Source organism: Cupriavidus sp. 21MJTG02-4 (assembly GCF_057798975.1).
Genome location: NZ_JBYOJP010000016.1, coordinates 13,738 through 28,622 on the forward strand (window position 1 = coordinate 13,738; position 14,885 = coordinate 28,622).

The following is a 14,885-nucleotide window of genomic DNA, read 5'->3' on the forward strand; positions in this document are numbered from 1 at the left end:
TCGCTGCGGGGGGCGAGTAGACTGAATGCAGGATCCTTTTCCGCATGGCAATGCGATGGGAGAAGATCGTGCATGGCTATCAAGTCACTCTCTATACAGTCGAGAACCGCCGGCACCACGGCAAGCAGCTCTCCCACTGGCTGCTCGAAATCATGCGCGAGATGAACTTCCGGGGCGCCACCCACCTGGTCGCCGCGGAAGGCATCGGGCACGATCACCGCTTCCATAGCTGGCACTTCGTCGAGCTGGCCGACCGCCCCGAAGAAATCACGATGATTGCGACCGAGTCTGAGATGCAGGCGCTGTTCGACCGCCTTGCCGCCGAAGACGTGCATGTGTTCTACGCGAAGTTTCCGGTGGAGTTCGGCTTCCTCGGCAAGGCGGCGCCAACCGCCGACGCATCGCCCCGAAGCCATTCCTGACGAGACATTGCGTGCGGATGAGGCCGGATGGCCTGGCCCTTCCCAGCCCCTGCAGGAGACAACCATGAAGAAAGAGAGAAAGACGGCCCGCCAGATCCTGTCGGACAAGCCCCGCGAAGTCATTGCGGTCGGCCCCGATGATTCCGTGCTGGCCGCGCTGGCGCTGATGGCCGACAAAGACATCAGCACCGTGCTGGTCATGCAGGGCGACAGGCTGGCCGGCATCGTTTCGCAGCGTGACTATTCGCACAAGGTCGAACTGGCGGGCCGCCGTGCCGATGAGACCAGGGTTCGAGAGATCATGACGACGCAGGTGGTCTGCGTCTCGCCGGCGCATACCTGCGAGCAATGCCTTGCGTTGATGCATGCGAAGCGCATCCGGCATCTCCCTGTCATGGAGTCCGATCGTGTCGTCGGCGTAGTGTCGAGCCACGACGTGCTGGAAGAACTGTTCCGGGAAGACGAACACCTGCTCAAGGAGCTCGAGCACGACATGCTTAACCTGACCATCGACACCGGCGGGTGCTACTAGCCAACGCTACGTGGGCAGATCAGGCATGCGCGGTGAAAAACGGCCGTAGTCGATCACGCCATCGCGCCCGGTCAGGATCGTGGCCTCGGGAATCTCCTGCCATACGCCCTGCACATCGATCAGCGGCTCGGACAGCACCAGGAAGGCATCGTCGCCGGCCGCGATGATGCGCGGATCATCGGGATACAGCGCGCGCAGCTGGCGGAACGAGGTGCTGTGGAACAGCGAGCGCGACGCCGACTCGCTGGAGTAGCGCACCGCAACCACTTGCTGGCCGTCGGTCACGCACACCGTCATATTGAGCGGATGCTCGACGCCATAGCGATGGCCGACCTCTTCGATCAGCCCGGCCATCTGCTCCAGCGCAGCGCGGGGATCGCGCTCCAGCCCGAAGGTCAGCGCGAGATAGAACATGATCTCGGAGTCCGTGGAGCCTTCGATCCAGCGGAACAGCTGCGGCGACACGGCCATCATCAGGTCGCGCCGAATCAACGGAAAATCGCGAATCAGCCCGTTATGGACGAACAGCCAGCGGCCGAAGCGAAACGGATGGCAGTTGGTTTCCTGCGTCGGTGTGCCGGTCGCAGCACGCACATGGGCGACGAACAGCGGCGCGCGCACGGCCCGCGCGGTCTCGCGCAGGTTGGTATCGCTCCAGGCCGGATGCAGGCAACGGTAGCGGAACGGCACCTCGGACTGGCGTCCATACCAGCCCACGCCGAACCCGTCGCCATTGGTCGTGGTGTGACCGAGCCGGGCATTCAGGCTCTGGTCGATCAGCGAGTGTTCCGGCTGGAACAGCACCGCTTCGAGCGGAACGGATCGGCCTGAGTAAGCCAGCCAGCGGCACATGGTGCTCCTCCTCTGAATAACGGGTGCGGTGCCTCCCGGCCCACACTCCAGTTTTAGGACGGCAATGCCCGAACGGCAAAGTGCGGAGGAACGCGCCATGCCCGGCGCGGATCTTCCGGAGGGCCGGTCCGTTCAGCTTTCGGCCGCCGGGCTTGCCTTGCGGCGCCCGCCGCTAGCTCGCGCGGCGCCACGCGCAGGAGAAAGCAGTGGGCGCGGGCCGCAGGCTTGTGTGCGAGAGATCACATGTGTCGGATATTCATTTGGTAAACGCCAGGGCGGACGAAGTATTCAGTCCACGCTTGAGCAAATTGAGCGAGCGAACGGCCCATGGTCAGCCCTTAGTCGGCTATCTGCGCCTGGACGCGTCCGGTCCGCTCAGTCTTTGCTGTTATCGCTGCCATCACTGCCATGACTGCTGTCGCTGCCTTCGACCTGATCGCCGGGCAGCGCTGGCGCCCTCTGCTCGTCGTCCCGTTCGCCCGGCGCTTCCTCCTGGCCGTCGCCCTGGTTTTCCTGCGGGGTTGTTGCCGAACTGCCGGCCTTGCGCCGCCGTCCGCCGTCGCGTTCACGCGGCGCAACGCGCAAGGTGGCCAGCAACTGGCGCGCGAGCGCCGCTTCCGCTTCGCCGCGCTCGGCCCGGCGCTGCGCCGCCCCGAGTTCCGCCTGGACGGTCTCCAGGTCGCCCGCGGCCTTGCGCTGCGCCTGCTCGGCCAACCCGAGCCGATCGGCCAGCGCCGCCGCCTGCGCTTCCAGCTTTGCGCGGCCCTCCGCCTGCGCCACGGCGGCATCGCGCGCCTCGCTGCGTGCCGCCGCCAGCTCCGTACGCAGGTCGTCGGCCGTGCGCTCGCCCTTCTGGCGCGCTGTACGTTCCTGGTCCAGTTCGCGCAGTGCGCGCCGTTCGCTGGCTTCCGCCCGTTCCTGGGCGATCTGCACCTGCTCGCGCGCACGCTCCAGTTCCGCCGAGAACTGCTTGCGCAGATCCGCCAGTTGCCGGCCAGCCGCCTCCAGTTCGGCACGGCCGGCATCCAGCCGCGCCTGCGTCGCGGCATGCGCCTGGCGCTCCGCGGCCAGTTCGGCCTGCACGGCGTCATGGGCCTGCCGCGCCTCGCCCAACTGCGCCGAGATCGCCATCGCGTCTTCGCGCGCGGCGGCGGTCTCGGCACGTGCGGCGTCGCGCTCCGCCTCGGCGGCAGCCGCTGCGTCGCGCGCTTCGGCCCGCAGCGCGGAGAGCGCGTTGCTGGCGGCGTCGTTGGCGGCTTGCCAGATGGTCTTGACTGCCTCCGCGGCGACTTCCTTGAGCGAATCAGGCAGGTCGGGGTGATCGATCGTGACGCGCGTGCGCCCGCGCAACTCCTGCCAGAACTGCTGAAGCACCTCCGCCGGCGTGCCCATGCTGCCCTTGCGCACCAGGCTATAGAGCTTGTTGGCTGTCGGCGTCACGCCGTAACGGAAGAACAGGAGCCCGCAAACCTCGCGGTACAAGGCGCGCGTTTCAGGAAAACGCGCGCGCAACTCGGCGAGGTCCGCCTGCAATGTGGCGTCGCTCAGGTTCAGGTCGGAAGTTGCCATGGGCAGCGAAGATGAAATCTATTTAGTAAAATATTACTACGTATTCCGTAATAAATAAAATTCCTTTGGGATTTATTTAGACATAAGTTTTCTTATGTCTATAATTACGTCGAAATCACATTTCCAACTTGCCTCTCGCCATGAATTCCGCCCTGGATACCCGCGGTCCGGTCGCTCACGCCCTTCTCGCCGTGCTGCCTGTGCCGATCGAACGCCTGCGGCTGCCCGCCGAGCTTTCCGGCACGCAGGGCACGAACCGTTCCCCGGCGCGCGGCGCGCAGATTGCCGCCTCCGATGACCTTGCCGCCATCGCCGCCTGGCTCGCACGCTACGCCAATAGTCCGGCCACGCTGCAGGCCTACCGGCGCGAGATCGAGCGGCTCGTGCTCTGGGCGACGCTGCAACGCGGCAAGCCGCTTTCCTCGCTGACGCATGAGGATCTGCTGGCGTACGAGCACTTCCTGTCCGACCCCCAACCCGCCGCGCGCTGGGTACTGGCCGGCCAGAAGAAGCTGGCGCGCAGCCATCCGGACTGGCGCCCCTTTGCCGGACCGCTGTCGCCATCCAGCATGCGACAGGCCATGGTGATCCTGAACGCCTGTTTCGCGTGGCTCACTGAAGCGGGCTACCTGGGCGGCAATCCGCTATCGCTGGCCCGCCGCCGGCGTGGTCCCAACCAGGCGCGGATCACCCGCTACCTCAGCCATGCGTTGTGGGATGCCGTCAAGGATGCGATCGAAGCCATGCCCACGGACACCGACCGCGAGCGCCTGCACGCGGCGCGCTGCCGCTGGCTGTGCACGGTGCTCTATCTGGGCGGCTTGCGCGCCGCGGAAGTCGCGAGTACGACCATGGGCGCCTTTTTCTGCCGGCGTGACGCCCAGGGCATCGAACGCTGGTGGCTGGAAGTCACCGGCAAGGGCAACAAGCCCCGGCTGGTTCCCGCGACCGACGAGTTGATCGCCGAACTGGCCCGCTATCGCCGCGCGCATGGCCTGCCACCCACGCCGCAGATGGGCGAAGCGCGCCCGCTGGTGTTGCCGGTCATTGGCCGGGAAAAAGCCCTGTCGCGCGGCGCACTGCACCTGGTCATCAAGGAAGTGTTCGGCATGGCGGCCGAGCGGCTGCGGGCGCGCGGGCCGGAATGGGCGGCGCAGGCCGACGTGCTCGCCAGCGCGTCGGCGCACTGGCTGCGGCATACGGCCGGCTCGCACATGAGCGACCGGCAAGTGGACTTGCGCCATGTGCGCGACAATTTCGGCCACGCCTCCATAGCCACCACCAGCATCTACCTCCACACCGAGGACGATGCCCGGCACCAGGCGACACAGGAACGGCACCGGATCGGGTGGACGAAGTGAATGCCCCGGCCTCGCTGCCGCCGCCCACCGGGACTGTTAGAATCCCCCAAAATTCTCTATTGGCAGGACAAGATGGGTTTCGAACAACTGGCAGCACTGAAGGCACAACTGGCAAAGCAGGCGAAGGAAGCCCGCCCGGCGAAGCAAGCGAAGGAAGCACGCCCGACGAAGCAAGCACGTCCGGCAAACGACGCGCGTCCGGCGAAGCCGCCACGTGCACGCGCCGATGCAGCAGCAGCCAAGCCTGCCAATGCGGGCAAACCTGTCGACCCGGTGATCCAGGCAATTGGCAAGCTGCAGAAGAAGTTCCCGCTGGCCTTCCCCAAGAACCCTGCGCCGAAGGTGCCGCTCAAGGTCGGTATCTTCGAAGATCTGCTTCAGCATGCCCCGTCGCTGGCGTTGGACGAAGCCATGCTGCGCGAGGCAGTGCGGACGTGGTGCCGCGGCACGCGGTACTGGACGTGCATGGTGGAGGGCGCCATGCGTCTGGATCTAGCCGGCGAAGCGGCCGGGCAGGTAACCCTGGCGGACGCCAAGCGGGCCCAACAGCAACGCTCGCAACAGCATCGCGCTACGCGAGCGCAGAAGGCCAAGCCGCAGGCTGCTGCGGAAGGCGTGGAGAGCGAGGCCCGCGCGCCTGAAGCTGAAGCTGTGAAGGATGAGGCGATCAAGCCGGAATGATTTTGCACGCATGGGCCGGTCCATCGATCCTGCAGATGCCGCTGTTTCGCAGGCGTAGCCTGCGAGTCACTTTTTGTCCGAGCGACAAAAAGTGACCAAAAATCGCGTTTACTTGTCCTAACGGACGAATATTGATCGTAGTGTGCCGAGGGTGTTGTACGGGTATTCGCTTCAGAGCGTGCCCGGCTGCCTGCCGCGTGGTGCGCGTCCGCACGCAGGCTCTCCCACAATGATTGAACGAGCCCCGAAACTGTCCGTGGCCCGATATTGCCCGGCGATATCGCATCATCGCCTACGGCTGCGCTACGCGCGGCTCAGCTAAAGAACTCCCCGCGGCATCCTCCCATTTGCCCAAAAAAGCTGGACCCATCAAATCTCCGCCACTGGCTCTAACCCGGTATAGCGCCCTTCCCTACCATGGCGCTCACATGCCGCACAAAGCGACATGGACAGGCGCTCCCCGCCACCATCCGGGAAGCCCATCAAACAGAGAGGGTGCACAGACACCCCAGCCACAGGAGACTGGCATGCCTCAAGCAAAATCTCTTCTCCTCCTCGTTTAGGCACCACCCCGCGGGCACCGCGCCGGTGCCGACCTACCGTGCCGCCTCCGCGGTCGGCATGCAAGCCGTCTCACTCATCGAGGAGTCTCATCATGCATTGGTTCAAGCAACTGGCAGCAGGCGTCGCGCTGGCGGCCGTCCTGGCCCCGTCGGCCTACGCGCAAGCGAAGGAAGTCGTCATCGCCTATCAGGACATGGTCGTGCCCTGGCGCTATGCGCAGGACATGAAGGAGGTGGAGAAGCAGACCGGCTACAAGGTCTCGTTCCGTCAGTTCACCGGCGGCGGGGACGTGATCCGCGCCATGGCCTCGGGCCAGATCGCCATCGGCGAGGCCGGCTCATCGCCGATCGCCTCGGCCCTGTCCCAGGGGCTCGATGTCGAACTGTTCTGGATCCTGGACGATATCAACGCCGCCGAAGCCTTCGTGGCGCGCGATGGTTCGAAAGTCACCAGCGTCGCCGACCTCAAGGGCAAGCGCGTGGGCGTGCCGTTCGTTTCGACGACGCACTACCACACGCTGGTCGCACTGGAGCAAGCCAAGATCAATCCGAAGGACGTCAAGATCATGAACATGCGTCCGCCGGAAGTCGCCGCCGCCTGGGAGCGCGGCGATATCGACGCCACCTTCATCTGGGACCCGGTGCTGGCCAAGGTCAAGCGCTCCGGCAAGGTGCTGACGACGTCGGGCCAGATCGCCGCGCAAACCGGCAAGGCCACCTTCGACGGCATGATCGCCAACAAGAAGTTCGCACGCGAGAACCCCGACTTCATGGTCAAGTTCGTGCGCGTGCTGGCCGCCGCGGACGACAACTACCGCAATAACAAGGCCTCCTGGACGGCCGATTCGCCGAGCGTCAAGGCGATCGCCCGACTGACCGGCGCCAAGGCCGAGGAAGTGCCGGCCAGCATGGCGCTGTACAGCTTCCCCACGCTGCAGGAACAAGCCTCGCCGCGCTGGCTCGGCGGCGGCGCGGCCAGCGCCTTGCGCTCGGCAGCCATCTTCCTGAAAGAACAGGGCACGATCCAGACCGTGTTGCCCGACTACAGCAGCGGCGTCAACGCCGAGTGGGTCCGGCGCGCCGCGCAATAACCCCAGCCATTTGAAGCGTCAGGCGGCGGTGCCACCCGGCCCCGCTGTCGTATCTGCCATCGCCCGCCCGTGCGGCCCGCGATGCGGCAACCCACACTCAAAATCTTCAGGAGGACTGTCATGTCCCGGCTGGAAATCGACAAGGTCAGCGTCAACTACGGCGGCCGCGGCGGCGCGCAGACGCTCGCGCTGTCGCAAGTGAACCTGACCATGGAACGCGGCGACTTCGTCGTCGCACTCGGCGCCTCGGGCTGCGGCAAGACCACGCTGCTGTCCTGCATTGCCGGCTTCATGCAGCCGTCGGAAGGCGAGATCCGCCTCGATGGCAAGCCCGTGCTGGGCCCCGGCGCCGAACGCGGCGTGGTGTTCCAGAAGCATGCGCTGATGCCGTGGCTCAACGTGGTCGACAACGTCGCGCTGGGCCTGCGGCTGCGCGGCGTGAGCCGTGCCGAACGCCTGCGCATCGCGCAGGAAAAGCTGGCCCAGGTCGGGCTGGAGAAGGTGGCCACCAAGCCGGTCTACCAGCTCTCCGGCGGCATGCAGCAGCGCGTGGGCATTGCGCGCGCACTGGCCAATGATCCCGAAGTCATGCTGATGGACGAACCGCTCGGCGCGCTCGACGCACTCACGCGCGAATCGATCCAGGCACTGATCCTGCGGCTGTGGGCACGCGAGCAGAAGATCGTCTTCTTCATCACGCACAGCGTGGAAGAGGCGCTGTTCCTGGCCACGCGGCTGATCGTGATGACGCCCTCGCCCGGCCGCATCGCCCACAGCTACGACCTGCCCTTCGCCCGGCGCTACATCGAATGCGGCGATTCAAGGGCGGTCAAGTCCGATCCGGAATTCATCCGCTACCGCGAAGAAATCGTCGACCTGATCCATGCCACGCCCTAAGGATAAAGCCATGACCGTACCCGTCCAGCAGGTCGACGCCGCCACGATGGCGGCGACCGTCAACAACACCGCCGGCACTGGCCAGCCGGCTGCCGCGCGCCGCCCCATGCGCACCGTGTCGGGCTATCGCATGCCAGGCGAAGGCTCCAGTTCGCGCATTGCCACCGTAACCGTCGTGTCATTGATGGCCCTGTGGTGGATCGCCAGCCACCTGCAATGGGTGCCGCCGCTGTTCCTGCCCACGCCCGAGGCCATCATCCGGGCCTTTATCGATGCCTGGAACGGCAACGTGCAAGGCGGCCTGCCTTTGCTGGAGCACTTCCACGCGAGCCTGGTGCGCGTGTTCGGCGCCTTCGCGCTGGCCGTGCTCACCGCCGTGCCGGTCGGCGTGCTGATGGGCGTATCGCGCGTCGCACGCGGCGTCTTCGATCCGCCCATCGAGTTCTACCGCCCGCTGCCGCCGCTGGCCTACCTGCCGCTGATCGTGATCTGGTTCGGCATCGACGAGACCTCGAAGATCCTGCTGATCTACCTGGCCTGCTTTGCGCCGCTGGCCATGTCCGCCCGCGCCGGCGTGCGTTCGGTGACCATCGAGCAGATCAACGCCGCCTACTGCATGGGTGCCACGCCTTGGCAGGTGATCCGCCACGTGGTGCTGCCCGCCGCACTGCCGGACATCCTGACCGGCATGCGCATCGCCATCGGCTTCGGCTGGACCACGCTGGTCGCCGCCGAGATGGTGGCGGCCACCGCGGGCCTCGGCCAGATGGTGCTCAATGCCTCGAACTTCCTGCGCACCGACGTGGTCATCATGGGCATCCTGCTGATCGGCCTGATCGCCTTCCTGTTCGACCTGCTGATGCGCAAGTCGGAGACCTGGCTCGTGCCCTGGAAAGGCCGCATGTAATAAAGCGCGACACCCGGCGCCGATCGATGGCGCCCGCCTGACTGCGAAAGCGGCAAGGCGGGCGCCATTTTTTCATTCCCAGGCAATTCGAAGTGTGGTCAGGCCCAACGCAACTCAGGGGGCTGTTGGCGACTCGCCAACATTTCGCCGCGCCCCGGCGGCGAACTGATCACCTGGAAGTGCGATCTGGCGCGTGGCACGGCATGTGCATAAGCAAGGCAGCCGTCGAAGCCTCCCGGGGAAACAGCCATGAACGCCAGAGTCGCCTACCTGATCACCATACTCGCCGCAGCCCTGGCCGCTGTCTTTCTCGTCGGCGAGCCTGAGGCCTTCCGGGACGACAACGCCACGGGCATTCCCGAGCTGCTGCTGCCCGCGCAGTAGCGGCCGGCTCAGTCCTGCTGCGCCTCGCCTTGCTTCACGCGCGCCAGCGCCGCGCCCACTTCCCCATAGAACTGCTTGAGCGCAACGGCGTCCAGGTCAGGCGGCTGGAGCGCCGGCCACAGGAGCGCGATGAGGTCGCTGGCGGCGCGGTCGATATCGACCGGTCGCCCGCTCACTACCGCATCCCAGAGGATGTGTTCCATCGGCCCGAGAATGGCGGAGCGCAACAAGCGCAACGACAGGTCGGTCCGGATTTCCTTGCGCGCCTGCGCGCGCGCCAGCAAGTCCATCAGCGGGGCCGTGTAGCGGCGTTGCAGCGGCACGAATACCTCATCGAGCCCCTGGCCCTTGGCGCGGCCTTCCGACAGCACCAGGGCGCACAGCCCCGTGCCCTGAATCAGGAACAGCCGCAGGTGCGTGCGGACGAAGAACTCCAGCTGGACCTTGGTGCTCTGCTCGCGCGGCAGGCCGTTCTCCATCGCGGCAATGATCTCGTCGTACCAGTCCTGGATCACGCGCACGCAGAGATCGCGCTTGCTGTGGAAGTAGGTGAAGACCGTGCCTTCCGAGATGCCAAGCCGCTGCGCGATTTCCGTGGTGGTCGCGCGTTCATAGCCTAGCTCCGAGAACACTTCGCGGCCGACCCGGAGGATGTCGCGCATGCGCTGCTCCGCCTTGGCGCGTGCCGGCACCCGGCGCTGTCCCGCAATCTGCTGCATCGACGTGTCCTTGCGTGGTGTGATCTGTGAGGGCCGCATTATAAGTGGCGCCTCCCGCCCTTGGTCGCCCGTCCTGGCACGCCTCCAAACTCACTTTATACGATAGTTGAACAACACTCAATTTTTGTTGATTTTTTCTGAGTACGGGTATAACTTTAGCGAACAACGAGAACAAAGCAGCGCCAAACCGCCCTGAAACTTCCCCCTCACGTTTTGAGCGAAGCTCAAGATAGGGGAAGAAAAGACACCGAACGCCGCATTCTGGAGACGAGCATGACGATGCAGCCTGGGACACCCCGGCCCGTGCCCGATACGACCTTGCCCGCCAACGGGCTGTCCTATGTAAAGGGCGACACCACCTCCCCGCTTAGCGAACAGACCATCCCGGCGCTGCTGGCCGATACGGTCGGGCGCTGGGCCGATCGACCGGCGGTGGTATTCCGCGAGCAGGGCATCCGCTGGACCTGGCGCGAATTCGCCGCCGCGGTAGATGCCCTGGCGGCTGGCCTTCATGCGCTGGGCCTGCGCCGCGGCGACCGCGTCGGCATCTGGTCTCCGAACCGCGCCGAATGGCTGCTGACCCAGTTCGCCACGGCACGCGTGGGCATCGTCATGGTCAACATCAATCCGGCCTATCGCCTGTCCGAGCTCGAGTACGCGCTGAACAAGGTCGGCTGCAAGGCGGTCATCGCGCCGGAGTCGTTCAAGACCTCGCGCTACCTCGACATGCTGCAGACCCTGTCGCCCGAGTTGCAGCAATGCGAACCGGGCGCCCTGCAGGCAGCGCGCCTGCCGGCGCTGCGCTGGGTCGTCCGCATGGAAGACACGCCCACGCCGGGCATGCTGACGTGGAAAGAACTGCTGGCCCGCGGCGCCGGCGTGCCGGCTTCCGAGCTGGACGCGATCACCGCGCAACTCGACCGCAAGGACCCGATCAACGTCCAGTTCACCAGCGGCACCACCGGCGCGCCCAAGGGCGCCACGCTGACGCACCGGAACATCCTGAACAACGCGCGCTTCATCGCGGCGGCGATGCGCTTCACCGAGCAGGACAAGCTGTGCATTCCGGTGCCGCTGTACCACTGCTTCGGCATGGTCCTGGCCGTGCTCGCCTGCGTTTCGACAGGCGCTTGCATGGTATTCCCGGGCGAAGCCTTTGAACCGGTGGCCACCATGTCGGCCGTCAGCGAAGAGCGCTGTACCGCCCTGCATGGCGTGCCCACCATGTTCATCGCCCAGCTCGACCACCCGGAATTCAGCCGCTTCGACTTCTCGACGCTGCGCACCGGCATCATGGCCGGCTCGCCGTGCCCGATCGAAGTCATGAAGCGCGTGGTCGCCGACATGCACCTCGCGGAAGTCACGATTGCCTACGGCATGACGGAGACCAGCCCGGTATCGTTCCAGAGCTCGACCGACGACCCGCTCGCCAAGCGCGTGTCCACGGTCGGCCGCGTGCAGCCGCACCTGGAATGCAAGGTCGTCGATGCCCTGGGCCAGACCGTGCCGGTCGGCGAGACCGGCGAGCTGTGCACGCGCGGCTACTCGGTCATGCTCGGCTACTGGGACGACGAGGCCCGCACCAGCGAAGCCATCCAGGACGGCTGGATGCACACCGGCGACCTGGCGACGATCGACGCCGAGGGCTATTGCAATATCGTCGGCCGCGTCAAGGACATGCTGATCCGCGGCGGCGAGAACGTCTATCCGCGCGAGATCGAGGAATTCCTGTTCCGCCATCCGAAGGTGCAGGCCGTGCAGGTATTCGGCGTGCCGGACCAGAAATACGGCGAGGAAATCTGCGCGTGGATCGTGCTCAAGCCGGGACAGAGCGCCACGGAAGACGAGATCCGCGCGTTCTGCCGCGACCAGATCGCCCATTACAAGATCCCGCGTTACATCCGCTTCGTCAGCGAAATGCCGATGACCATCACGGGCAAGGTGCAGAAATTTGTCATGCGCGAACACATGACGAAAGAACTCCACCTCACCGAAAGCAAGACCGCCTGACCCGCGGCGCTCCTACACCTTTACGGAAGAACACGATCATGACCGAACTCCCTGGCCTTAAATTCGACCTGGGCGAAGACATCGAGATGCTGCGCGGCGCCGTGCGCGACTGGGCCCAGGCTGAACTGGCCCCGCGCGCCGGCGAGATCGACCGCACCGACCAGTTTCCCATGGATGCCTGGAAAAAGATGGGGGACCTCGGCGTGCTGGGCATCACCGTGGCGGAGGAATACGGCGGCGCGAACATGGGCTACCTCGCGCACATGGTGGCGATGGAGGAAATCAGCCGCGCTTCCGCTTCTGTCGGCCTGTCCTACGGCGCGCATTCGAACCTGTGCGTGAACCAGATCCACCGCAACGGCAGCGCCGCGCAGAAGGCCAAGTACCTGCCGAAGCTGGTGTCGGGCGAATGGATCGGCGCGCTGGCCATGAGCGAACCGAACGCGGGCTCCGACGTCGTCAGCATGAAGCTGCGCGCCGATTTCAAGGGCGACCGCTATGTGCTCAACGGCACCAAGATGTGGATCACCAACGGTCCGGATTGCGACGTGCTGGTGGTCTATGCGAAGACTGAGCCCGAACTCGGCGCGCGCGGCATGACCGCCTTCATCGTCGAGAAAGGCATGAAGGGCTTCTCGGTCGCGCAGAAGCTCGACAAGCTCGGCATGCGCGGCTCGCATACCGGCGAGCTGGTATTCGAGGACGTCGAAGTGCCCGTGGAAAACATCCTGGGCGCGAAGAACGGCGGCGCCAAGGTGCTGATGAGCGGCCTGGACTACGAGCGCGCCGTACTGTCGGGCGGCCCGATCGGCATCATGCAGGCGTGCATGGACGTGGTCACGCCGTATATCCACGACCGCAAGCAGTTCGGCCAGAGCATCGGCGAATTCCAGCTGATCCAGGGCAAGGTGGCTGACATGTACACCACGCTGCAGGCGGCGCGCAGCTACCTGTACACGGTCGGCAAGAACCTCGACTCGATCGGTGCGGAACACGTGCGGCAGGTTCGCAAGGACTGCGCGGCGGTGATCCTGTACACGGCCGAGAAAGCCACGTGGATGGCCGGCGAGACCGTGCAGATCCTTGGCGGCAATGGCTACATCAACGAATACCCGGCAGGCCGCCTGTGGCGCGATGCCAAGCTGTACGAGATCGGTGCCGGCACCTCGGAAATCCGCCGCATGCTGATCGGCCGTGAACTGTTCGCCGAAACGGCCTGATCCGTACGCGACGCCCACTGCCCCGCCCTGACCAGAACAAGACTGCCCAAGATCGTATGCCGACCTTAGAAACCAAACTCAACGCACGCTCCGAAGCGTTCAAGGCCAACGCCGAAGCCATGCAGGCGCTGGTGGCCGACCTCAAGGCCAAGGTGGCGAAGCTGGCCGAAGGCGGCGGTGATGCCGCGCGCGACAAGCACCTGTCGCGCGGGAAACTGCTGCCGCGCGACCGCGTGCAGCAACTGCTGGACCCGGGCACGCCGTTCCTGGAACTGTCGCAGCTAGCGGCATACGACATGTACGACAATGCCGCGCCAGGCGCCGGCATCATCACCGGCATCGGCCGCGTAGCCGGGCAGGAGTGCGTGATCGTCTGCAACGACGCGACGGTCAAGGGCGGTACCTACTACCCGATGACGGTCAAGAAGCATGTGCGCGCGCAGGAGATTGCCGAGGAAAACAACCTGCCTTGCATCTACCTGGTGGACTCGGGCGGCGCCAACCTGCCGAACCAGGACGAAGTGTTCCCCGATCGCGACCACTTCGGCCGCATCTTCTACAACCAGGCCAACCTGTCGAAGCAGGGCATCCCGCAGATCGCGGTGGTGATGGGCTCGTGCACGGCCGGCGGCGCCTACGTGCCGGCGATGAGCGACGAGTCGATCATCGTCAAGAACCAGGGCACCATCTTCCTCGCCGGCCCGCCGCTGGTGAAGGCCGCAACAGGTGAGGTGGTCAGCGCCGAGGACCTTGGCGGTGCCGATGTTCACACGCGTCTCTCGGGCGTAGCCGACTACTTCGCGCAGAACGATCATCACGCGCTGTCGCTGGCGCGCAATATCGTGGGGCACCTGAACCGGCGCAAGCCTGACCAGATCCGCCTGCATGAGCCGGCCGAACCGCTGTATCCGGTGGAAGAGTTGTACGGCGTGATCCCGACCGACACACGCAAGCCGTTCGACGTGCGCGAAGTCATCTCTCGCATCGTCGACGGCTCCGAGTTCGACGAGTTCAAGGCGCGCTACGGCACCACGCTGGTATGCGGCTTCGCGCGCATCTGGGGCTACCCGGTCGGCATCGTGGCCAACAACGGCATCCTGTTCTCGGAAGCGGCGCTCAAGGGCGCGCACTTCATCGAACTCTGCTGCCAGCGCAAGATTCCGCTGGTGTTCCTGCAGAACATCACCGGCTTCATGGTGGGCCGCAAATACGAGAACGAAGGCATTGCGCGCAACGGCGCCAAGATGGTGACGGCCGTGGCGACGGCGCAGGTGCCGAAGTTCACCGTGATCATCGGCGGCTCGTTCGGTGCCGGCAACTACGGCATGTGCGGCCGCGCGTATTCGCCGCGCTTCCTGTGGATGTGGCCGAACGCGCGCATCTCGGTGATGGGCGGCGAGCAGGCTGCGAGCGTGCTGGCGACCGTGCGCCGCGATGGCATCGAGGCGAAGGGCGGCCAGTGGAGCCAGGAAGACGAAGAGGCATTCAAGCAGCCGATCCGCGACCAGTACGAGCACCAGGGCCACCCGTACTACGCGAGCGCGCGGCTGTGGGACGACGGCGTGATCGACCCGGCGCAGACGCGCACGGTGCTGGGGCTGGGCCTGTCGGCCAGCCTGAACGCGCCGATCGACGATATGAAGTTCGGCGTGTTCCGCATGTAAGCCTGCCACCCAC

Annotated in this window: 14 protein-coding genes; 11 read left to right on the top strand and 3 right to left on the bottom strand. The window is 65.5% G+C overall.

Annotation, left to right across the window (positions count from 1 at the left end; all coding sequences use genetic code 11):
* Nucleotides 1–44: 44 nt before the first annotated feature.
* Together AC3FKH_RS26290 and AC3FKH_RS26295 are read left to right on the top strand one after the other, a co-directional pair.
* A complete protein-coding gene (locus tag AC3FKH_RS26290) occupies nucleotides 45–422 on the top strand; it encodes a DUF190 domain-containing protein (RefSeq protein ID WP_488678659.1) in 378 nt (125 codons plus the stop codon).
* Between the two features lie 64 nt (nucleotides 423–486).
* On the top strand, nucleotides 487–954 hold the full coding sequence (locus AC3FKH_RS26295; protein WP_488678660.1) for a CBS domain-containing protein: 468 nt from the start codon (nucleotides 487–489) through the stop codon (nucleotides 952–954).
* A 6-nt stretch (nucleotides 955–960) separates the two neighbouring features.
* On the opposite strand, the gene AC3FKH_RS26300 is transcribed toward AC3FKH_RS26295, so the two are convergent.
* Complete coding sequence (locus tag AC3FKH_RS26300; protein WP_488678661.1) at nucleotides 961–1,806, bottom strand: class II glutamine amidotransferase; 846 nt, start codon at nucleotides 1,804–1,806, stop codon at nucleotides 961–963.
* 375 nt (nucleotides 1,807–2,181) lie between these two features.
* Entirely contained in the window at nucleotides 2,182–3,375 is a 1,194-nt protein-coding gene (locus tag AC3FKH_RS26305) for a DNA-binding protein (RefSeq protein WP_488678662.1), read from the bottom strand.
* Between the two features lie 140 nt (nucleotides 3,376–3,515).
* Between AC3FKH_RS26305 and AC3FKH_RS26310 the strand changes: the two genes are divergently transcribed.
* The 6 genes from AC3FKH_RS26310 to AC3FKH_RS26335 all read left to right on the top strand — a co-directional run bounded on the left by AC3FKH_RS26310 (nucleotide 3,516) and on the right by AC3FKH_RS26335 (nucleotide 9,259).
* Nucleotides 3,516–4,736 carry a tyrosine-type recombinase/integrase gene (locus AC3FKH_RS26310; protein WP_488678663.1) on the top strand — a complete coding sequence of 407 codons (1,221 nt, stop codon included), beginning with the start codon at nucleotides 3,516–3,518 and terminating at the stop codon, nucleotides 4,734–4,736.
* A 72-nt stretch (nucleotides 4,737–4,808) separates the two neighbouring features.
* A complete protein-coding gene (locus AC3FKH_RS26315; RefSeq protein ID WP_488678664.1) occupies nucleotides 4,809–5,417 on the top strand; it encodes a ProQ/FinO family protein in 609 nt (202 codons plus the stop codon).
* Nucleotides 5,418–6,072: 655 nt separating this feature from the next.
* Complete coding sequence (gene tauA, locus AC3FKH_RS26320; RefSeq protein WP_488678665.1) at nucleotides 6,073–7,071, top strand: taurine ABC transporter substrate-binding protein; 999 nt, start codon at nucleotides 6,073–6,075, stop codon at nucleotides 7,069–7,071.
* Between the two features lie 120 nt (nucleotides 7,072–7,191).
* Nucleotides 7,192–7,968, top strand: coding sequence for a taurine ABC transporter ATP-binding protein (locus AC3FKH_RS26325; RefSeq protein WP_483711315.1), 777 nt, complete (start codon nucleotides 7,192–7,194; stop codon nucleotides 7,966–7,968).
* 46 nt (nucleotides 7,969–8,014) lie between these two features.
* On the top strand, nucleotides 8,015–8,875 hold the full coding sequence (locus tag AC3FKH_RS26330) for an ABC transporter permease subunit (protein WP_483732277.1): 861 nt from the start codon (nucleotides 8,015–8,017) through the stop codon (nucleotides 8,873–8,875).
* 249 nt (nucleotides 8,876–9,124) lie between these two features.
* Complete coding sequence (locus AC3FKH_RS26335) at nucleotides 9,125–9,259, top strand: hypothetical protein (RefSeq protein ID WP_488678666.1); 135 nt, start codon at nucleotides 9,125–9,127, stop codon at nucleotides 9,257–9,259.
* An 8-nt stretch (nucleotides 9,260–9,267) separates the two neighbouring features.
* Here AC3FKH_RS26335 and AC3FKH_RS26340 read toward each other — a convergent pair whose 3' ends face one another.
* A complete protein-coding gene (locus tag AC3FKH_RS26340; RefSeq protein ID WP_488678667.1) occupies nucleotides 9,268–9,978 on the bottom strand; it encodes a TetR/AcrR family transcriptional regulator in 711 nt (236 codons plus the stop codon).
* A gap of 273 nt (nucleotides 9,979–10,251) precedes the next feature.
* On the opposite strand from AC3FKH_RS26340, the gene AC3FKH_RS26345 reads away from it, so the two are divergent.
* The 3 genes from AC3FKH_RS26345 to AC3FKH_RS26355 are packed head-to-tail and all read left to right on the top strand — an operon-like array spanning nucleotide 10,252 to nucleotide 14,872.
* A complete protein-coding gene (locus AC3FKH_RS26345) occupies nucleotides 10,252–11,988 on the top strand; it encodes an AMP-binding protein (RefSeq protein ID WP_488678668.1) in 1,737 nt (578 codons plus the stop codon).
* Between the two features lie 38 nt (nucleotides 11,989–12,026).
* On the top strand, nucleotides 12,027–13,208 hold the full coding sequence (locus tag AC3FKH_RS26350) for an isovaleryl-CoA dehydrogenase (protein WP_483732090.1): 1,182 nt from the start codon (nucleotides 12,027–12,029) through the stop codon (nucleotides 13,206–13,208).
* A 56-nt stretch (nucleotides 13,209–13,264) separates the two neighbouring features.
* Complete coding sequence (locus AC3FKH_RS26355) at nucleotides 13,265–14,872, top strand: carboxyl transferase domain-containing protein (RefSeq protein ID WP_488678669.1); 1,608 nt, start codon at nucleotides 13,265–13,267, stop codon at nucleotides 14,870–14,872.
* The last annotated feature ends 13 nt before the right edge of the window (nucleotides 14,873–14,885 follow it).